General features: G+C 53.4%; 19 protein-coding genes and 1 pseudogene. 12 read left to right on the top strand and 8 right to left on the bottom strand.

Annotated elements, in window-relative coordinates; genetic code table 11:
- Positions 1-948 (bottom strand): glutaminase A, encoded by a 948-nt coding sequence (gene glsA / locus B2W96_RS07020; RefSeq protein ID WP_293009574.1) that lies wholly within the window; start codon positions 946-948, stop codon positions 1-3.
- 325 nt (positions 949-1273) lie between these two features.
- Between glsA and B2W96_RS07015 the strand changes: the two genes are divergently transcribed.
- Positions 1274-2209, top strand: a complete 936-nt coding sequence (locus B2W96_RS07015; RefSeq protein ID WP_293009573.1) for a LysR family transcriptional regulator — start codon at positions 1274-1276, stop codon at positions 2207-2209.
- A gap of 284 nt (positions 2210-2493) precedes the next feature.
- Here B2W96_RS07015 and B2W96_RS07010 read toward each other — a convergent pair whose 3' ends face one another.
- From B2W96_RS07010 to B2W96_RS06995, 4 genes and pseudogenes are all read right to left on the bottom strand, one after another.
- Entirely contained in the window at positions 2494-3705 is a 1212-nt protein-coding gene (locus tag B2W96_RS07010; protein ID WP_293009572.1) for an FprA family A-type flavoprotein, read from the bottom strand.
- Positions 3706-3726: 21 nt separating this feature from the next.
- A complete protein-coding gene (locus B2W96_RS07005) occupies positions 3727-5637 on the bottom strand; it encodes an acyl-CoA dehydrogenase family protein (protein WP_293009571.1) in 1911 nt (636 codons plus the stop codon).
- Between the two features lie 69 nt (positions 5638-5706).
- Positions 5707-6117 carry an RrF2 family transcriptional regulator gene (locus B2W96_RS07000; RefSeq protein WP_293009570.1) on the bottom strand — a complete coding sequence of 137 codons (411 nt, stop codon included), beginning with the start codon at positions 6115-6117 and terminating at the stop codon, positions 5707-5709.
- A 582-nt stretch (positions 6118-6699) separates the two neighbouring features.
- Positions 6700-7469: pseudogene (locus B2W96_RS06995) on the bottom strand (TRAP transporter substrate-binding protein).
- A 375-nt stretch (positions 7470-7844) separates the two neighbouring features.
- Here B2W96_RS06995 and B2W96_RS06990 point away from each other — a divergent pair.
- From B2W96_RS06990 to B2W96_RS06980, 3 genes are all read left to right on the top strand, one after another.
- Positions 7845-8747: an AraC family transcriptional regulator gene (locus B2W96_RS06990; RefSeq protein ID WP_312158845.1), complete on the top strand. Its 903-nt coding sequence runs from the start codon at positions 7845-7847 to the stop codon at positions 8745-8747.
- A 238-nt stretch (positions 8748-8985) separates the two neighbouring features.
- On the top strand, positions 8986-9240 hold the full coding sequence (gene spoIIID / locus B2W96_RS06985; RefSeq protein WP_293009569.1) for a sporulation transcriptional regulator SpoIIID: 255 nt from the start codon (positions 8986-8988) through the stop codon (positions 9238-9240).
- Between the two features lie 55 nt (positions 9241-9295).
- Entirely contained in the window at positions 9296-9556 is a 261-nt protein-coding gene (locus tag B2W96_RS06980; protein WP_293009568.1) for a hypothetical protein, read from the top strand.
- Positions 9557-9924: 368 nt separating this feature from the next.
- Here the strand turns inward: B2W96_RS06980 and B2W96_RS06975 are convergent, their stop codons facing one another.
- Together B2W96_RS06975 and B2W96_RS06970 are read right to left on the bottom strand one after the other, a co-directional pair.
- Complete coding sequence (locus tag B2W96_RS06975; protein WP_293009567.1) at positions 9925-11019, bottom strand: tyrosine-type recombinase/integrase; 1095 nt, start codon at positions 11017-11019, stop codon at positions 9925-9927.
- 327 nt (positions 11020-11346) lie between these two features.
- Complete coding sequence (locus tag B2W96_RS06970) at positions 11347-12078, bottom strand: S24 family peptidase (RefSeq protein ID WP_293009566.1); 732 nt, start codon at positions 12076-12078, stop codon at positions 11347-11349.
- A 1215-nt stretch (positions 12079-13293) separates the two neighbouring features.
- On the opposite strand from B2W96_RS06970, the gene B2W96_RS06965 reads away from it, so the two are divergent.
- The 8 genes from B2W96_RS06965 (at position 13294) to B2W96_RS06930 (ending at position 19932) form a co-directional block, all read left to right on the top strand.
- Entirely contained in the window at positions 13294-13497 is a 204-nt protein-coding gene (locus B2W96_RS06965) for a hypothetical protein (protein WP_293009565.1), read from the top strand.
- Complete coding sequence (locus B2W96_RS06960; protein ID WP_293009564.1) at positions 13497-14153, top strand: 3D domain-containing protein; 657 nt, start codon at positions 13497-13499, stop codon at positions 14151-14153. The genes B2W96_RS06965 and B2W96_RS06960 overlap by 1 nt, the downstream gene beginning before the upstream one ends.
- Positions 14150-14815, top strand: a complete 666-nt coding sequence (locus B2W96_RS06955; protein WP_293009563.1) for a DNA cytosine methyltransferase — start codon at positions 14150-14152, stop codon at positions 14813-14815. The genes B2W96_RS06960 and B2W96_RS06955 overlap by 4 nt, the downstream gene beginning before the upstream one ends.
- 184 nt (positions 14816-14999) lie before the next feature.
- Positions 15000-15374: a DNA-binding protein gene (locus B2W96_RS06950; RefSeq protein ID WP_293009562.1), complete on the top strand. Its 375-nt coding sequence runs from the start codon at positions 15000-15002 to the stop codon at positions 15372-15374.
- Positions 15361-15912: a hypothetical protein gene (locus B2W96_RS06945; protein WP_293009561.1), complete on the top strand. Its 552-nt coding sequence runs from the start codon at positions 15361-15363 to the stop codon at positions 15910-15912. The genes B2W96_RS06950 and B2W96_RS06945 overlap by 14 nt, the downstream gene beginning before the upstream one ends.
- Complete coding sequence (locus B2W96_RS06940; RefSeq protein ID WP_293009560.1) at positions 15912-17096, top strand: DUF2800 domain-containing protein; 1185 nt, start codon at positions 15912-15914, stop codon at positions 17094-17096. The genes B2W96_RS06945 and B2W96_RS06940 overlap by 1 nt, the downstream gene beginning before the upstream one ends.
- Before the next feature lie 14 nt (positions 17097-17110).
- Positions 17111-17866 (top strand): DUF2815 family protein, encoded by a 756-nt coding sequence (locus B2W96_RS06935; RefSeq protein ID WP_293009559.1) that lies wholly within the window; start codon positions 17111-17113, stop codon positions 17864-17866.
- 47 nt (positions 17867-17913) lie between these two features.
- Positions 17914-19932 (top strand): DNA polymerase, encoded by a 2019-nt coding sequence (locus tag B2W96_RS06930; RefSeq protein WP_293009558.1) that lies wholly within the window; start codon positions 17914-17916, stop codon positions 19930-19932.
- A 38-nt stretch (positions 19933-19970) separates the two neighbouring features.
- Here B2W96_RS06930 and B2W96_RS06925 read toward each other — a convergent pair.
- Positions 19971-20754 (bottom strand): DUF4393 domain-containing protein (locus B2W96_RS06925; RefSeq protein WP_293009557.1); only part of this gene is annotated, 784 nt, incomplete at its 5' end.

The raw sequence follows: 20754 nt of genomic DNA, 5'->3' as shown, positions 1-20754 counted from the left end.
TTATACCGTATAACCGGAGCCGGAGAAATAGTGAAGTCCCAAATAATGCGAAAGATATTCCAGCACACGGTATGCGCCCACGCTGTTTCCCTTGGGGTCCAGCGCCGGATTGAAGGCCGCCAGCCCCATTTTCCGTTCCACGGTTCCCATGATGCCGCCGCCCACGCCGCTCTTGGCCGGGATGCCCACCTTCATGGCAAACTCTCCGGAGGCGTCATACATTCCGCAGGTCACCATCAGGGTTTTCACAATGCGCACAATCCAGTCCTCCAAAAGCGTCTCGCCGGTGCGGGGGTCCACGCCGTTGTTGGCCAGAATCAGCGCATAGTTTGCCAAATCCTCCACGTTCACGCTCAGCGAACACATCCAGAAATACAGGTCCACCACGTCTTCGGCGTCATGTTCCAGAATATTGTCACCCTGCATGAGGTATGCCATGGAACGGTTGCGCATCCCGGCCTTTTTTTCCGACTGAAACACCGCTTCGTCCAGATGAATGGTATCCCTGCGGCAAAGCCTTCGGGTGAGCGCCAGAAAATCCCCGGAGGGGTCCTTGCTGTCCATGCAGCAGTCCGCGGTGGCAATGGCACCTGCGTTAATCATGGGATTGAGCGGATGGGTGTTTTTCGTTTCCAGCCGCACCAGCGAATTAAATGCGTCACCGGTCGGCTCCACCCCCACCTTGCTGAACACCCTGTCATAACCCGCCGTCTGCAACGCCATGATAAGGGTGAGGGTTTTGGAAATGCTCTGGATGGTAAATTCCTGATGCCAGTCGCCTGCGGAATAAATCTCCCCGTCGGTGGTGATGACGCAGGCCCCCAGTTTGTCGGGATATCCTTTGGCAAGCTCCGGGATATAGGTCGCCACCTTTCCTGTGTGAAGGAAGGTGCGGGCATAATCCATCGCATCAACCAGCGTTTTTTCAATCAGTTCATTGCGAGCCATCGGAAATCATTCTCCCTTTTTCTGTTGTTTCGCCTTTAAGTTTGATGGCGGAATTGGACAAAATGCCTTATATTTAACGATATCCTAACATAATTTTTGGCAAATGTATAATAGCAATCTCCGATAGGGTTATGCAGCAGCCGTTATAGCAAATTCGACTGATTTGCCAAAAATTCTTTGTCAATTTCGCATACTAAATCAGTACATCATTTGTCTAAAAAATGCGCTATAATAGAAAATATATGCAAAAGGGGGAAGGCGAGGCCCAGCTTGTCCGGGCGAACGCACGCCCCGGCGTGTGTGCCGGGATAAAGGAGAGAGCAGCATGGATATCAAGCATCTGGAGTTTTTCTGCGCGGTGGCCCGCTATGGGTCAATCAACCGCGCGGCGCAGGAGCTATACATTTCCCAACCACATCTCAGCCACATCATTCGGGATATGGAGACGGACGCGGGCGTGCCCCTTTTTCAGCGGACCAAACAGGGAGTTACGCTCACAGCCGAGGGACAAGCCTTCTTGGAGCACTCCAAGGTCATTCTCAAGGAGATGGAGAGTCTTAAGCAGGTCTCCTGCCGGACGGAGCCGGAGGGGGACTGCATGAGGCTCTCCATGACCAAATTTACCCACACGATGGAAAGCTTTAACGAGGTGTGCACCCGCCGCCAGCGTCTTCCTAAATTTACTTATTTTCTGAACGAGGGGACCACGCTGGATGTGGTGTCGGATGTGGAGGAATGCGTTTGCGATGTAGGGTGCATTCACTTTGCAAGCCACGAGGCAGAGCGCTTTCACAAGCTTCTTTCCGAAAAAGGGCTGGAGCTGACGCCGCTGGTCACTATGGCGCCGCACATCGTCGTCTCCAAAAACCACGAGCTTCTGCGCAGGAACATTCCCGTCACGCTGAAGAATTTAAGGGACTATGGGTTTGTCCGCTATATAGGACAGTATGAGGATTTCATTTATAATATTTCCACGGAGGACCACCAGACCGATCTGAACAATTCTTCCCGCATCATCTATGTGTATGGGCGGGCGGCGCTGATGCACCTGATTTCTGAGAGTGATTTTTATACAATTGGGATTCAGGGCTTTTCCACGCAGGATTCTCTGTATCAGTGCGTCTCCATCCCCATTCAAAACTGCAAGGAGCGGTTGGAGTTCGGCCTGATCACCCGCAAGGGAGCCGTGCTGTCCGATTCTGAGCAGGAGTTTATCCGGAACGTGACCACCCGATACCGTGCGCTCCAAAAGACGCCCTGACTGTCCTCTGCGCTTACCAGTGGCTTTTCCACGCGGCCCCTTGCAGGAATGCAAATACCGGAAAGTCTGCGTATTCAGAGGTGAAGTCCGGCCGCAATGGCTTTCGCAAGATCCGCTGCTTTGAAAGCGGTTCAACAGATTACATGGCACACGTAGCAAACAGATGCAAAAATGCAGATAAAATGAGCGGGACCTATCGAAAGCCTTGGGCTTGCGACAGGTCCCGCCTTTTGTGTGTAAAACAAGATTGAGAAAGGGAAGGGATGCGGCTGATTCAGCCAGCCTTACTGCATAGAATCCAAAATGGCGTCCGCCAGCGTTTCCAGCTCAAACGCCTTGTCCTCTTGCAGGGAGGAGGCCATGCTCACCCGCTCGTTCAGCACGGTCATATTCTTCATTTCCTCGTCCAGGAACTTCTGCATCAGATCGCCGGACTTAATGGCCCAGGACCCGTTTTCCATAATGGCCACGGTGCGGTTTTGCACGTTTAGCGCCTTCATATCCATGAGAAGGTTGTGCATTGCCGGATAAATTCCGAGGTTATACGTCACCGAGGCCAGCACAATATGGCTGTACTTAAAGGTTTCGGAGATAAGCTGGGAGACGTCGGTGGAGGATACGTCATACACGGCGACCTTCGTCATGCCCTTGTCGCACAGCCGCGCGGCCAACGCCTGGGCGGCGGACTCCGTATTGCCGTACATGGAGGCGTATACAATCATCACGCCCTTTTCCTCCGGCTCATAGCGGCTCCAGGTGTCGTACTTCTGGATGAAATACATTAGGTCCTTGCGCCACACCGGCCCGTGGAGCGGGCAGATATATTTGATCTGGTTCAGGATGCCGCCCGCCTTTTTCAGGATAAGCTGAATGTGGGGGCCATATTTTCCCACGATGTTGGTCAGATACCGGCGGGCGTCGTCCAGCCAGTCCCGGTCGAAATCCACCTCGTCGGCAAACAGCTTTCCGTCCAGCGCACCGAAGGTTCCGAACGCGTCGGCGGAGAAGAGCACGCCGTCGGTGGTGTCAAAGGTCACCATGACCTCCGGCCAGTGGACCATGGGGGCAAACACAAATGTAACCACGTGCTTTCCAAAGCTGAAGGTGTCGCCTTCCTTTACCTCCACAATTGCGTGTTCATCCACGGGGAACTTGAATTGGCGCATCATCATGAAGGCCTTTTCGTTGCTGATAATCACCACGTTGGGCCACCGGAGCAAAATCTCCTCGATGGAGCCTGCGTGGTCCGGTTCCAGATGGTTGATAACCAGATAGTCCAGCGGACGGCCCGCCAAAACGTACTCCATGTTTTCCAAGAGCTGCCGGCAACCGGACCAATCCACCGTGTCAAACAGGGCGGTCTTTTCATCCATCAAAAGATAGGAGTTATAGGAAACACCTCTGGGAATGGGATATGCATTTTCAAACAAAGCAAGGCGATGGTCGTTGGCCCCTACCCAGTACACATCCTCGGTCACATTTCTTACACTATACATATTCTTTTCCTCCCTTCGGTTTTACGCCTGAATGAATTGGTCCTTGGACTCGGCACACTCAGGGCAGGCCCAGTCTTCCGGCAGATCCTTGAACTGCGTGCCCGGTGCGATCTCGCTCTCCATGTCGCCAAACTCAGGCACATATTCATAGCCGCAGCCGCTGCAAACATAGCGGGGACCGATGGGCTCCGGCTTGGGCATACGGGGGCGCTTCATTTTCACCATGGGAGGGGCGGGCTGCTTGTCGCCGGTGTCCAGCGCGGCGGTGAGCAGGGGCAGAATCTCGTTCACGTCGCCCACGATGCCATAGTCGCAGTTCTTAAAAATCGGGGCGTTTCCGTTTTTGTTGACCGCCACGATGATTCCCGCGTCCTTAATGCCTTTGAGATGCTGGCTGGCCCCGGAAATGCCGCAGGCGATATACAGGTTGCCGGTAAATTTCTGACCGGACATTCCCACATAGCGATTGAGCGGCAGATACTTCAGCGTTTCAGCCACGGGGCGGGAGGAGCCGATTGCCGCGCCTGCGGCCTTGGCCAGATTTTCCACCAGAAGCATGTTTTCCTTGTCTCCGATGCCCTTGCCGACGGAAACCACACGCTCGGCCTGCACGATGGGCGTATCCAGAGGAATCCCCACCGTAAAGTCAAAGCCGTCTTTTTTCAGCGCATCCACCAACGCGGAAATCTGCTCCGTGGCGGCCCCGTCCCGGAAAATCTGCTTTTTCCGAATTCCGGTAATGGGCGCGGGCTTTTTAGACCGGCTGGAGGAAGCGTTCTCCTCCTTGGGCGGCTTGCCCAGAATGTGAGAGGCGATGACCACCCGCTGAATCTCGTTGGTGCCCTCATAGATGGTGGTGATTTTCGCGTCGCGGTACATCCGCTCAACCTCCATACCCTTGAGGTAGCCGGTGCCGCCGAAAATCTGGAGCGCGTCGTTGGTGACCTCCAATGCAATGTCGGAGGCATACTGCTTGGCCATGGCGGATTCCATGCCGAAGGGCTCGTGGTTCTCCTTCAACTCTGCCGCCGAATAGACCAGGAACCGCGCTGTGCGCAGCTTGGTCGCCATATCCGCGATTTTGAAGGAAATGGCCTGCTGGAAGCCGATGGGCTTGCCAAACTGGACGCGCTCTTTGGCGTAACTCACCGCCTGCTCGAACGCGCCCTGCGCAATGCCCAGCGCCTGCGCCGCGATGCCGATGCGACCGCCGTCCAGCGTGGCCATGGCGATTTTAAAGCCCTCGCCCTCCTTGCCCAGCAGATTTTCCTTCGGAACCTTCACGTCGTTGAAAATCAACTCCGCGGTGGAGGACGACCGAATGCCCATTTTGTCGTAATGGTCGCCAAATTCAAAGCCCTTCCAGCCTTTTTCCACGATAAAGGCGGAGATGCCTTTTACGCCGATGTCGGGGGTGGTCACTGCGAAGACCACATATGTATCGGCCTTGGGCGCGTTGGTGATGAAAATTTTCCCGCCGTTCAGCAGATAATGGTCGCCCTTATCCACCGCCGTGGTTTCCGTTCCGCCCGCGTCGGAGCCTGCGTTTTGCTCGGTCAGCCCGAACGCGCCGATTTTCTCTCCCTTACACAGCGGGACGAGGTACTTTTTCTTCTGGTCCTCGGTGCCGAAGCCAAAGATCGGCCAGGTGCCCAGGGACGTGTGCGCCGACAGAATAACGCCGGAGCCGCCGTCAACCCGGGACAGCTCTTCCACCGCGACGGCATAGCTGATCATGTCCAGACCCGCTCCGCCGTACTCCTTCGGGAAGGGAATGCCCATCAGCCCCATTTTTCCCAGTGTTGCCACCGCTTCATCGGGAAACTGATTTTCCTTGTCCATGAGGAAGGCGAGGGGCTTAATCTCCTCTTCCGCAAACGCTCGGACCTTGGCACGAAGCTTTTCCTGCTGCTGCGTGGTCGTGAATAACATACTGCTTCCCCCTTTTTAATTGACCACCATATTTGACAAAAAGTGTCCACTTTGAACGCGCAAAAATAATTACCCGTCAAATAAAATTTCCTGAAGGCTGTGAGTCTCCAGTTCCTGATCCAGCTTTTTCTGGATGGAGGTTAAATTGATATGCGCGCGGCAGACGGTATTTCCGTGCGCCTTGCACCAAAGGCACTGATACTCCGGATTCATACAGGGACTGATGAAGGAATCCTCTTCCATGACCTGCATCAGCCGGAAAAGCGACACCTGCTCCAGCTTGGCCGCCAGAACATAGCCGCCATCCGCTCCGCGTAAAATTCGGACAATTCCGCCTTTTTCAAGCTTTTTTAAAATTTTGTAGGCAAACTGCTGGGGAATCTGTTCCCCTTGGGCAAGCTGCGCCGCAGTGGCCCGCTCCTCGTCCGCAAGTACCCGCAAAATCCGCAGAGCGTAATCCGTTTCCTTTGTAAGAAGCAATGTTTCATCTCCTTTTCCTGTTCCACTCTACTATTCTGGATATAAATTGTCAAGTATATTTCAGAAAAAATAAAAAGTTTTTGTACAAATTTATTAAGGAAAAGATTTACCTCCTGTCTGGCATTGGCGCATATTACAAAAGAAGAGAGGCTTGTGGATTTGCAGAAAGCAAGGCGGACGGTGCCGACTTGACAGGACAGGAACAAGATAAAGTGATTTGTATGGGCAATTTTATCGAGAGACAAGCACAGAAAAACAGGATTTATCATTCAATTAAAACCGGGTGACAAATCCTGCTTATGAAGCTTGCAAATGTTTTAGAACTACTTTTTATCAAAATTTATGTTTTACGAAGCCCATTGCGTTTGACAAGTGCTTTGCAGATGCTGAGATTGACCATCCAAAAGCAAATCAAATTTAAAGAAATTTAGAAATTACTTTCAGAGGGATTGTTATTCTGTGGGTACATTCCAGTTGAATGTATTCAGGTAGGGCGCTTTTTTTCTGGCGTTGAATTCCCGGATGTTGTCCTCTGTCCACGAATACAGTCCCGTCCCGGCCTTTATGACGGTCCGGCCGCGCTCAATACCATTCAGAACAATTTTTATAAAATTTCAAGGTTACGCCGCCTTCTTCACAAGTTAATTTGCACAGCGCTTCGGTCTTGGGAAGGAATTCATCAAACGCCTTCTCGTGGCCTTCCGCAAATACCTGAGCAATCAGTTCCTGATCCTCGGCAGACAGCTTGTTCCAGTAATCGCCGTTCATGACATAGACTGCGGGGAAGGGATACAAGCCGATTTCTGTGAAGTATTTGACGACCTCATAGTGCTTCTGCATAGCGGCAGAGGTAACGTTGATCTCTTCGCCGTCAATCACGCCGTTTTGCAGACTGGTGAACACCTCGTTGTAAGCCACGGTGGTGACATTTGCGCCCAGACGGCTGACATAATGTTGGAAGTCATTGTGCGAAGCTTCAGGCCCTTCAGGTCCTCCAGCTTGGTAATCTGCCTGTCCTTTGTTGCAAAGTGGCGCATACCGTTTTCAGCGGAGCCTAAAAACTTCGGATTCAGAGAAGCTTCCACTTCGCTGATCAGCGCGGCAAATTCATCGCTGTCCAGCGCGGCTTTTTCCTTTTCGTAATTGTTCAGCAGGAACGGAAGCTGGGTGCACTCCAGAAGATCGGTGTACTGGCTCAAAGCGGAAATGCTCAGACCCACCAGCGGGATGGTGCCGTCCATCACCTGACTGACCAGTTCCGTGTCACCGCCCAATGTACCGGCATTGTGCAGCTCCACGACAATGTGGCCGTTGGAGCGTTCCTGAATTTTCTTTGCGACCCACTGGGACATGGTGTCGGTGGGCATACCGGATGCTTCCGGAGTGGCATAGACGATGGTGATGACGTCATCGGCGGCACCGGAGCTGCCGGCGGGGGGCACGGAGGAGGATGCGGACGGAGTGGACCCGCTGCCGCAGGCAGTGAGCGTCGTCAGCAGTATGGCGGTCGCAAGAATCAGCGAACATGCTTTTTTCATTTGAGTTTCTCCCTTCGATTTTCAGGTGTGGCAGGTGATCTCTCTTTCTTCCTGAACTGTCTTCATTATAGGAAGCCTTGTTACAAATGTCTTTCATCTAACTTTTCTGCTTTTTATATTATTTTCACTTTTTTTGTTGCGTTCGGAAAACCTTGTGGTAAAATTAAACTAGAAAGTGTGGGGTTTTTTATGACAAATGTAAATGTGTTTTGGATTTTTATGTTGGATTACTCTAAAAATTGGGGAATCCACCGCCACCCACATGACTACTATCAATTGTACTATATTACGTCCGGAAAGGGAATTATGGAAATTGAGCAGCAGCGCATTCCGCTCTTTCCGGGGCGCTCCGTTCTGATTCTTCCGGGGCTTGAACACGAACTGTTTGAAATTCAGGAAGGCGTTCTGCGCATGATCGACGTAAAGTTTTATATACAGGATGACCTGCTATCGAATGAGCTTGGGAAGATCCCCTGCACTCTGCAAATGGAGGAAGAGTTTTATACGCTGCTTTCCCGGGTTCGCACCGAATGGAAATCCGCGCTTCCATTTAAAAAGAACATGGCAAATATTCTGCTGGAGCAGTGCCTTTACTCGCTTGTCCGCACGTTTGTGAAGTCAGAGGATTCCAAATTTCTTTTTCCGCAGCTTCATGAAAAGATGGAGCGTTTGGACGGCCTCTCCCGTCAGATTGCAGACTATGTTCAGCAGCATTTTTGTGAAGGATTGTCTTTAGACAGGATGGCAAAGGAACTGACCTATAACCGAAATTATCTCTGCAAGGTATTTAAGCAGGCGACAGACATGACAATCGTTCATTATGCCAACTATCTCCGCATTTCAAAGGCTGTGGATATGATTCGCTATACCAACGAGAAAATGTCCGATATTTGCGAGAGCAGCGGGTTTCGGGATATTCACTATTTTTCAAAGGTGTTTAAGCATATTACCGGCCACACGCCGGGAGAATTGCGAAACCGGCAGGAATATGACATGTATACCGATATCCTTCAGCACGGAAGGTTTGTCTATCGCTATTACAATGGCCCCAACACAGATGCTGAGAGTTTAAAGGCGGGGGAGCCGGACTGAGTATGCGTGCAATCTGTGTGCAAAGGTACAAATAAAAAGAGCGGGACCTTTGGCAATGCTTAGGTGTGCGAAAGGCCCTGCTCTTTTGTGTATGGGAAGGGAGGACTGCGGCGGCTGGTTCCGAAAAGCCTGCTGCGAGGCTGTAAATTACGCGTCGTCCCGCCTCACGCGTTTGGCGTACATAACCGCCCGGCTTTTTGCATAGGATGGAGCAACGCAAGGCGGGGAGTGTTGCTTTTTGAAGGGAAACATGGAGGAGCGGGCCGAGCAACTGGCCCAGTACATCATAGAAAACCGGGCGACGGTCCGCGCCGCCGCCGGAAAATTTGGAATTTCCAAATCCACCGTACATAAGGACATCACAGAGCGGCTGCCCAGAATGAATCCGGCGCTGGCGGCGCAGGCGCGGCGGGTGCTGGACGTGAACAAGCAGGAGCGCCATATCCGGGGCGGAATTGCCACCAAGGAAAAATATCTCCACGGGCATCGGTGACGGAAGGCAAAAGCCGTCCGGAAACCGGCACAGTTTAGAACTGGAGGGAGCTTTGATGGAAAACAAATTCAATCGGGGCCGGAGCGCGGCTGCTTCCCCCATCCCGGAAGGGAGCGCCTGCGAACCGGAGGTCCGCCGGTGGGTTCATCCTATCCCGCAGCCTGACGGCCCGGCGCTCCCGGAGTCCACGCTGCATTATATCTGCTGCGCCCTCAGCTATCAGAACGAACTGCTCAGCGAAATCAAGACGCTTCTGGAGCAGTGCTGCGGGGAAGAGTCCAATAATTCGCCGTCTGGCGAGCAGGCTCCGGAGTAAACGGGGAAAAACGGAAACCGCCTTCTTTTCGCACAAGGTGCAGGGGCAGCAAAACGGGCCAGCCGGCAGGCTGGCCCGTTTTACTTTTGGAAGATTGGATGAAAAGAAGTTTTGTCTCTTGCAAGTATTATGATAACGGCAATATGTTAACCGAAAAAGCAAGGATTGTTACAAAAGTATTAAAAATACGCACGTTATAATTTTTTAAATACTTTTGTGCTTATCTGAAAATTCCTTGTATTTTCAATGGGCTTCTCGGATTCCTCAAAACACGCGGTTAAAATATTCTGAAATATTCTAAAAGCATGTACGACACAGAAAGTACACAGTGAAACTTGAAATCCCTTAAAAATCTACACAGTAGAAACCTAGCTATTTAGAATAGACTGTTCCAATGCAGCCACGTATTCCGCCAACTTGTCCGCCGCGCTGCGTTTATGTCCATCTCGCAAGTGGGTGTAGACAGCCTCCAGAACTTGCGGTGTATCTCCTACGATCTCAGCAGCCTGCCGGGGGTCTATTCCGGCTTCGTAGCAGATCGTGGCAAAGCTGTGCCGGAGGCAGTGGGGCGTGATGGGAAATGTTTCCACAAGCTCCCCGCTATCAAGCTGCTGGATTTCATTCAGCCCTGCCTCCCGACAATAGGCCCTCCATAGGGCTTGAATTTCAGAGGCCCGCATAAAGCCGCCGTCCTTGCCGGGGAACAGCAGCCCAATCCGGTTTTTAGGAATGCGCGCCGCCAGAGACGGCAGGAGTGGAATGTCACGTAAACCGTTTGCACTTTTCAAATGGTCTTCTAAGACGGGGACTTGCCCTGTGTAGGACAGTTTCTTGGTGATGTGAATGCATCCGGCCTTGCGATCGATATCGTTGTAAGACAGGGCTAGAGCTTCGCCACGGCGGCATCCGGTAAACATGAGAAAGTATCCCAGTGACACGTCCGCATCTTTCTTGTGGCTTTCCAGAAGCACTAGCGCCCGCTCCTGCTCGTCCGTCAAGGACTCGCGCCGTTTCGGGGGCAGCGTGTGCTTTGGGAGCCGTACTTTGTCCGCAGGAGATGTAGCGATATCCCCGGAAACCACGGCAGAATCAAAAACCATTTTTATTACCGCCAATTCAGTGTGCGCGGTATTTCGGCTGTGCGTTTTTGAAAAGTCGGCGATTTGCCTTTGCAGGTCCTGTGGAGTAACTTCAGACGCATGTTTGTCCCCCAGGGATGCTATCAGCCGAGCCGCGGCGTAAGAATAAACGCGGCGGGTACTCTCTGAAATTTCACTTTCGTGAGAAATCTCCCATTCTTTTGCTATGTCCTTGACTTTCCTGCCTTTGCTTGCGACCTCCTTATATGCTAATATTTTTCGATCTACCTCGCGGTCAGACTTACCCCGGAACGGAATCCGCTTGCCGTTGATGGTTTTGATCGACTCGTGAAGCCCATCGGGGCGCACATAGTATTTCGCCATAGTAATAAAATCCCCCTTTTCATCGCGTCGCAACTGTGATAAGATAGGGGCGCAGAGGCCCCAAGGATAAATCCCCCTTGAAAATCTGCTCTTGCCGTCCCGGTGTTGGTAGCGCCGGGGCGGTGCTTTTTTATTTTACGATAGTCATAATTATGTGGCAGGATGCGCATCTGGATATCCCGCGCTGTGAGTTTTTCATATAGATTTCAGCCGTTCCAGCGCAGACAGGGCACGTATAGCGTACGGCCTTTGGATACCTACGCTGGGGTAACGTTGACACCGCATCCACCGTGTGAAGAAACAAATCAAATTATGCCTCTGATAGCATTACAAGCTTACGGTGGGCAGAGGATATCTTTTCTTAGTCATGACTCTGCCTTGACAGACGAGAGACTGATTACTTTCATTTGTAATTACAACATCGCAGTCGGCCCGATCTCTATTTAAGGAGAATAGGTACGTAATCCCCAGTACTCTGTCGTAATGGTATTGCTTGCAGACGGTGCCGCCATCTACGCAAAAAACGCCGATATCTCCGTCGGTCAGCGCGTCGTGATTTACAAACACCGTTGAGCCGTCCGGAAAATGCGGCTCCATAGAATCACCCTGAATGCGTATCGCGAACGCCGCGCCCGCCGGGTCGTCCGGTCCCAATTCGTAAGGTTCGTAGTCCTGTCCGACCAGCGGAGTTGCGATGCCTGCGGCAGCGGGTTCCAAATACAGATTGATAATTTTTGAATCCTGCTCAGTCTCTGCATTTTGGAAGAATCGCGATTCATCCTCCACCCTTGCCAGTTCCACGTCGGTTAAATCCCTAACCGCCTGCTTACCCCAATTGTCTAAGCTGTCGTAATCCTTTGCTAATTTCTGCGCCTCTCCTGAATAAGGGGAGGCGCTTTTGCTTTCCGTTTCATTCTCTAATTCTGCAAGGCCCCTGCGCACCAAATCAACCACTGCTTTACTGCGCGTGGGAAAACGGTATGAAAATTGGTAATCGTCTACGCGCCTCAATAAAGTATCTTCCAGCGTCACAGAGAATCTGGGCTTTTCTGTTGCCACTATTATCGGCCTCCTTTCTTCGCAAAGTATAACACAGGTGCACCACTTTGTAAATAGTAAAGTGATGTACCTGTGTTAAAAAGTGATGTACTTCTTTGGATAATTTGCTAATTGAAGTGGTTCACTTTGCGTGGTATATTTTAGAAAGTGAACCACCTGCTTGAAAAATAAAAGAAGTGAACCACTTTCGAAAGGAGTTATACCAATGACAGACATGCGACGTATCACGATCTCGCTTCCCGACGATTTGGATGCCGCCGTAGAGGCATTAAAAGGATCTGAACGATTCAAGGGGCGAACCTACTCCCAGATTATCAGATATCTGCTAACGCTGGGCCTTAAGTCAGAAGATAGACGGAGCACGTGAAAAGCGGCTGATGCTATCTCGGCGGACTGCACTTGGAGCAGGCCGTATATCCCTGAGATTTAGCATTGGACAGCGAGATAGCTATTTGGCTTTTCCGAAGATACTGGCAACCGTCGCGGTGGTATTTCTCTCCGGTTTTGGTCACATACACAGTTACGGTTTTAGTATCTTCCGTGGTCTGGGCCGCTTTGCTCGTAGACGCGGTGTTACTGGCAGAGGTAGTCGTGCTACTACTTTTAACCGACGCTTTTCCATCAGTCACACCTACTGCGTAGCCCAACTCATACCCGGCATCTTTACCCGCAGAAAGCCCTTCAGCGTATCCAGCGGTGCGCCCAGACTCTGTACCTTCGGAGTAACCGGCGCTCTTACCTTCGGCGTAACCCTTGTCGTAGTTAACCGCTAAGCCCTCTTGGTATCCAGAATCACGTCCAGCAGTTTCACCCGATTGATACCCTTCCGTGTATGCGGCATCGTGTCCAGCGTCTGCACCTGCTTGGTAAGACGCGCTGGAAGCTCCCACCAATATGAGAGCCGCAATTATACCACTGAGGATTCTCTTTCGCGTAAATCGCAAACCAACACCTCCCCAAAATTTACCATAATTCTACACCTTTCCCCATAAATGTTCAATGCCAATTAATTGGAGGTAAATTTGTGAAAAAGAAACAGTACAGGCCCGGGTGGACCCCACCTGATGCAGTTGCGTGGTGCGACTTCCACCAGCGGGGCATGAACTACCCATACATTCGGCGAAAGCGATGCCTGTTCCGCCGTCATTGCAGCCGCCCCTGCAAGCATCTGCAATGGTTTCCGGTAACGGCGGGCCGAAAGGAGGACGAGCCCTCATGAGCAGGGAATCAGAATTTTACCGGGACAATTTGGAACAAGTGCTTGAGTATTCAAAAGGTCGTCAGATGTTGAATATCAAAGAGACTATGGAATTTACCGGAATTAAAAGCTATGCGACCGTGGGCAAGATGTTCCCCTTTTTCAATGGGTACATCAGCGTTGCCACGCTGGCCCGGTGCATGGCGAGGAAGGAGAAGTAATGAGCCAGAAATCAGAAAAATACGCCCGCCACCTCTCCACACGAATGGACAAGCTGGAACAGGACTGCCGCTTTGTTGCGGCGCTGCACAGCATCAGCGATGATACTGCTACGGAACTGCGCCGCAGGACTCGTGAAAAGGCCCGTCTCGCCAGACAGTGGCGGCAGCGGTGTATGTGGTTGGCTGTTGTTGCGGCTACGCTGGCCGTCGCCCTGTGCTTGACACTCAAGGTGAAAGCAGACGCCGCGCTGGTGGAGGAACCGCCTATTGAATCCATTCCCATTGTGGCGGTGGCGCAGGAGGACTTTGAAAATGAGAAGATTGAAGTGGCTTTGCTGGAGAGCGCCAACGTCATTGAGAACTGCGCGGTGACGTGGTACACAGCGGATACCTGTGGTAAACATCCGGGAGACCCGGCCTATGGAATTACATATTCCGGACTGCCGGTGGTGGAGGGCCTTTCCTGCGCCGTGGACCCCGACGTGATTCCGCTGTACTCGGACGTGTTTGTGGAGTACGCGGACGGGATGGTAGAACAACTGTGGGCGACGGATACCGGCGTGAAGGGCAACGCAATTGATATTTACACGTCGGACTATGACTACGCCATTCAGTGCGGGCGGCAGAGTTTGACGGTGTGGTGGGTGGGGCCATGAAAATTCTCTGTGCTTGCGAGGAATCCCAAGCCGTGACAATCGAACTCCGGCGGCTGGGCCACGAAGCTTATTCCTGCGATATTATCCCGTGCAGCGGCGGTCACCCGGAATGGCACATTCGGCAGGACGTTTTGCCTCTGCTCAACGGAAACTGCGAGTTTGATACTACCGACGGGGCTCATCACCAAATTGTTGGCAGATGGGACATGATTATCGCGCATCCCCCCTGTACCTATCTGACCAACGCTGCCAATAGAGTCAGGAATGCCCCGGGCAGGGAGCAGAAGCGGGTGGAGGCCTTTGAATTTTTCATGCAGTTCGTCAATGCAGACTGCAAAAAAATTGCAGTAGAAAATCCATGCGGATACGCCAATTCGCACTACCGGCCGGCAGATCAAACGATACACCCTTACTATTTCGGAGATCCGTGGCTAAAACGCACATGCTTGTGGCTGAAAGGACTCCCGCCGCTAGTTGCGGACCAAATGCTCCCAAAGCCAGAACCACTGTATATCCGCACCACGGAGAAGGGATATGGAAAGAAAATATACACAACTGAAATGATGCCGCACACAAAGGACCGTGCAAAATTGCGCAGCAAAACCGCACCCGGCATTGCCCGCGCCATGGCGGAACAGTGGGCCAGGGAGGTGGCTCCATGAAACCCCATTACCTCATATGCACCCGCTGCTATAAGCGCTGGAATGTATCTCGGCTGCGGGACGGGAGGCCCTATGTTTTCCCGCATTGCGCAAAAAAGCGCCGCCTGCGGGATGGCAGTCCCACAAGCGGCAGAGAAAAAAGATACACGCCCACATTATCGGGCAGAAAGTGAGATTTGTCAAGATGAAGACGGAGAAATGCCGCGATGCGCCCGATTCGTTCACCCGTGGGGATGCCGCTGCCGCGCTGGGCGTGTCAACGTACTGGGTGGACAGGCTGGCGAGAGAAAACAAGCTGTTAAAAGACCCGCAGAAGCGAATCACTAGAAGTAGCTTGGAGCGGTTCCAAATTGGTAACTCCAAAAAGATTGAAGCGGCGCAGGCGGAAGTGCTTCACGCCTACGAGATCGGCCTTTCCATGAATCTTATAGAAATCGTGGCGGACAACGCTATCCGCGACCATAGTATCCTGCTGCCCGGTAGACTGACCGCGCGGCAGTTCACATACCAGACCATCTACAATTACGTAATGAAGGAGAAAAAACATGGCTGCTATTAAATCCGAATTGACCCTTGGCCTGTCCCTGAGCAATGAAAATATTGAGGTGCTGACGCGCTTCTGCGAGTCCGTGGATTTCCTCAAATCGGCATCGCAGTCCGGGGCGGAAGTCAAGCTGCATTGGCCTGAGCCCGCAGCCGCGCCCGTACAGGTGACCGCCCCTGCGGCAGTTATGCCCCCTTTCCAGCAGCCCCCGGTGTCCGCGCCTGTGGCAAACCCTACCCCTGCGGCTTCACCTTCTGTCCCCAGCCCCGCCTACATGACTGGTGCCCAGCCGCAAACCGCTGTACCTACCGCCCCTAGCTTCACCCCGGCAATTCCGGCCATGACCCCGCCCGCCCCGGTAGCGCCTACCGCCGCGCCCACGTATACCATGGACCAGATTGCAAAGGCCGGTGCAGAGCTGGCGCAGGCTGGCAAAATGCCGCAGCTTTTGGGTCTGTTGCAGCAGTTCGGCATTCAGGCAATCAACATGTTGCCGGAGGCACAGTACGGAGCTTTTGCCATGGCGCTTCGCGGATTGGGGGCGCAGCTCTGATGCCGACGCCTGAATACCACGCCAGAAAGTCTCCGTCCTCTGCGCACCGCTGGATTCACTGCCCTGCGTCCATCAAACTGAGCGAGGGCATCCCCACGACCACCAGCCCCTATGCAGAGGCGGGCAGGCTGGCCCACTCCATCGCGGAGTTAAAAGCCCGCAAGCGGTTTTCTGTAATGAACAAGCGCACGTTTAACGCGCAGCTGAAAAAACTGCAAGAGGACGAGCACTACGCCGCTGAAATGGACGGGTACACCGACCTGTATGTTGAAATATTGGAACAGCACGCCATGGCTTTTCACTCTGCGCCGTTTCTCGCGCTGGAAACTTCTGTGCCGGTGGGAATCTTCACGCAGGAGATCAAAGAAGACGGAACCCCGGCTACGGGAACTGCCGACTGCATCCAGATCGCCGAAGGGGTCTTGTGGATCACGGACTATAAAAACGGCGCCGGTGTGCCGGTGGATGCTGAACACAACCCCCAGATGATGCTTTACGCGCTGGGTGCGTTGGCTATGTATGCACTGGTCTACGGAGACTCCATCCAGACGATCAAAATGACCATTGTACAGCCTGCGCTGCACAGCGTGTCCGATTGGGAGATCAGCCGCGCGGAATTGGAGGATTGGGGAAGGGAAGTCCTTACCCCCGCCGCCGTGCAGGCGGACAGCGAAGACCCCGGAGAGCCTTGCCCCGGCGACTGGTGCAGGTTCTGCCCCATCAAGAACCAGTGTCGGGAACGGGCGAACACGGTTCTGGCTGTGGAGGCGTTCGGCAAGAAGCTCCCGCCGCTGCTCTCTGATGCCGAAGTTGGACAGGCGCTGCAACGCGCAGAGGGACTGGTTTCTTGGTACAAAGACCTGCAAGACTACGCGCTGCAATCGTGTCTGGATGGCAAAGCAATCCCCGGATTTAAAGCTGTGGAAGGCCGCAGCAGCCGCGCGTGGGACGATCTGGACGCCGCCTTTGCCGATCTTCAGCAACGCGGCGTAGCCGAAGCCATTCTGTGGGAGCGCAAGCCAGTGACCGTAGCGGCTCTTGAAAAGACACTGGGAAAGAAGACCTTTACCGAAGCTGCCGCCGGGCATGTGACTGTGAGTCCCGGCAAGCCTACGCTGGTTTCCGAATCCGATAAGCGCCCTGTTTTCAATGCTGCCGCACAGGTATTTACCCCCATTAACTGAAAGGAAGTACATCTATGAACGCAAACACTTTGACCATCGGCGAGGCCCGCCTGTCCTACTGCAACCTGTTCCAGCCTAAGCCCCCCTTCAACAATCCGCAGGGGGACCCGAAGTACTCCACAACCGTTCTGGTGCCCAAGACCAACCTTGCCGCAAAGGCCGCGATTGACACGGCCATCAATGCCGCGATTGGTACCGGTGTCAGCTCCAAGTGGGATGGGAAGAAACCGGCGATGCTGGCGATCTGTGTTCACGACGGAGACGGCCCCCGGCCCAGCGATGGGGAGCCGTTCGGACCTGAATGCAAGGGCTGCTGGGTATTCACCGCGTCCTGCAAGCCCGACCGCCCGCCTTTTGTCGTGGACGGCAACGTGCAGCCCATCCTCCAGCAGAGCGAGATTTATTCCGGCGTGTTTGGCAATGTCAACATCAGCTTTTTCCCGTATAACAGCGGTGGCAAGAAGGGGATTGGCTGCGGCCTGAATGGATTCCAGAAGTCCCGAGATGGGGAACCTTTGGGCAACTCCGTTTCTGCTGTGGAAGCGTTCGGTGCGTCCGCCGCAATGCCCGCAACACCGGGCTACGCTGTTCCCGGATATGCCCCTCCGGTTGCCGCGCCTGCGTACCCTCAGCAGCCCCCCGTCGCATATCCTCCCCAGCAGACAGCCCCCGTTTATCCGCAGCAAGCTCCGGCGTACCCCCAGCAGTGGCCGGTGGACCCGATCACCGGGCAGCCCGTTCCCAGCGGTATGCCGGTCATGGGAATGTAATCAAAAAAGGGCCCCTTCGGGGGCCCTTCCAATCCGGGAGGTAAATCATGCAGCACCACTTGAACATTGACTTAGAAACATACAGCTCCGTGCCGATCACAAAGGCCGGACTTTATAAATATGCGCAAAGCCCGGACTTTCAAATTCTGCTGTTCGGATACAGCCTCGACGGTGCGCCGGTACAGGTTTTGGACTTGACGCAGCCGAGGGCTTTTATCCCGCAGAATGTGGCAGGCTGGCTATTTGACCCGCAATGCGTCAAGCACGCGTTCAACGCCGCGTTTGAGTGGTACTGCCTGTCTCGGTACTTCGGACTGGAACAGCACCGGGACTGGACGCCGGAAGTCTGGCTGCCCCAGTGGCGGGACACGCAGCTTCATGCACTCTACTGCGGGTATCCTGCCGCGCTGAAGAACGTCGGCGCAGCCATGGGCCTGCCGGAGGACAAACAGAAGCTCCGCACCGGCGGAGCATTGATCCGCTATTTCTGTGTTCCGTGCAAGCCCTCTAAGTCCAATGGCGGACGTACCCGCAACCTGCCGCAGCATGACCCGGCGAAGTGGGACCTTTTTAAGACCTATAACGCCGGGGACGTTGTGGCAGAGCAGGAAATAGAGCGCCGTCTTTCCGTCGTGCCGGTGCCTGACGAGGTGCAGCAGCAGTGGGTCCGTGATCAGATTATCAATCTGCACGGTGTGGCGGTGGACCTGCCACTGGTGGACGGTGCAATCGAAATCGGCTCCGTTGTCCACGAAACCCAGTTGCAGGAGGCCAAGGACCTAACCGGCCTTGCTAATCCCAACAGCCGGGACCAGCTTTTAAAATGGCTGAATGAGGAGCTGGAGGATGATTTGCCGGACGTCCGCAAAAACACGGTCACGGATTTGCTTGCACAGGGCGTACCCAGCGACAAGGCCTCCCGGATGCTGGAGCTTCGGCAGGAGCTTTCTAAGACCTCCACCAAGAAATACAACGCAATCGAAACCTGCGTGTGCGCCGACGGGCGCATTCGGGGCCTGCTGCAATTCTACGGCGCCAACAGGACGGGTCGGGAAGCCGGGCGACTGGTGCAGGTCCAAAACTTACCCCACGACACGGTAGCAGCGGAGGCCACAGCGCGGGAATTGGTGAAGTCCCGCAATTTGGACGGATTGAAAGCCATTTACGGCAACGTGCCGCAGGCGCTCTCCGCGCTCATTCGCACATCGCTGATTGCGGCCCCCGGAAAAACATTTGTAGACGCTGACTTTTCCGCAATCGAAGCCCGCGTGATCGCGTGGCTGTCCGGGGAAGAGTGGGTGCTGGACGTGTTCCGTACCCATGGCAAGATTTATGAGACTACCGCCGCGCAGATGTTCGGCGTCCCCTTTGACCGCATCAAGAAGGGCAACCCTGAGTATGCGTTCCGTAAAAAGGGCAAGGTTGCCACGCTGGCGCTGGGATACCAAGGGGGTAAAGGCGCTCTTATTAACATGCGCAAGACGCTGGGCATGACGGAAGAAGATCTGCCTGAAGCCGATATGCCCGATATCGTCCGGCGCTGGCGCACTGCCAACCCGCACACGGTGCAATTCTGGTATGACGTCAACGACGCGGCGTTTCGTGCGGTCACCTCTGGGCAGGCCACGACGGTAGGCCGCGTGGCCATCGCCCGGGAGATCTACCGGGGCGCGGGGCTGGACTTTATGACAGTCCTGCTGCCCTGCGGACGCAAGCTCTACTACCCCGGCCCGCATATCGGCAAGAACCACTTCGGCGAGGACAGCATCATGTACTGGGGGCAGGACGGGGCCAACTGGAAACCTGTTGAAACCTACGGCGGCAAGCTGGTGGAGAACATCACGCAGGCCGTGGCGCGGGACTGCCTGTTCTATGCCATGGAGCAATTGAACGCCGCCGGATACCCCATCGTTTTTGATATCCACGATGAAGTGGTGCTGGAAGTGCCGGAGGAAATGGCCGATCTGGACAAGGTGGTGGAGCTCATGTCTCAGCCCATTCCGTGGGCGCCCGGTCTGCCGCTGAACGCTGACGGCTGGGTGGGGAATTACTTTAAGAAGGATTAGCACTAAGTTCTAACACCTGTCTTTTTATGGTGGATTATTTAACTTTGGCAGATTTTACAGAATTGTGAGCCCAGTGGCGTAAGCATTGTAACGCCCACACAAATTTTAAGTCTCCCTTTCTCGCGTAAAGATTTTTTGAAATATATATATTCTTGTGTTTGAAAGAAAGGTGCGTAGTCTGCCCCGTTAGCATACTCGCTATAGTGTACGCGGATCAGTCCTAACCTTTGAAGAGATGAAATAGACATGGCTTGTACTTCCAAATCTTTCTCATCTGGGTTTTCCAAAAATACATTTGTCATTATTAACTCATACCGCCCATCCGAGAGAGAATTGAAATATTCAGACTCGGCCTCGAGTTGCCTTACCGAAATATTTAACGCGTCCTTAGTGTCCCCCGCAGCTAAGCACAATCGATATTCTGCAATGGGCGATTCATCGGTAGTTATGTAGTTTAGATTTTGAGCATCAAGCGGAGACAACTGCTTGATAATTTCAACAAAGGAAGGGTGTACGGATTCTCTATAATCGGTGTTCATTGATTTCGCCAGTAGTTTTGCATACATAGTTCTCAACTCTTCACTATCCATACTATATGCTATGGACTGCAAGGCAGGCACAGCAACATATGATTCAGGGGAAACAATTTTACTTGGATCAACATCCGCCAGCTCAATCTCAAGAAGTTTCTTTGTCTTCTCTAATTCGTATTCGCGTTTTGTAATCCAAAGATCCAGCGGGATCAATGCCGCATTAATCGCACGGGGAATTCGGCCTAAGAACTTCCCAGTTTCACAAGCCGCGGGTTTTGCCAAATCATTA

Origin of the sequence: Oscillibacter sp. UBA6647, from assembly GCA_002455655.1 — a bacterium.
GTDB lineage: Bacteria > Bacillota > Clostridia > Oscillospirales > Oscillospiraceae > Oscillibacter.
Note: the sequence above shows the minus strand (reverse complement) of the source record. Positions and strands in the feature narration are given on the sequence as shown.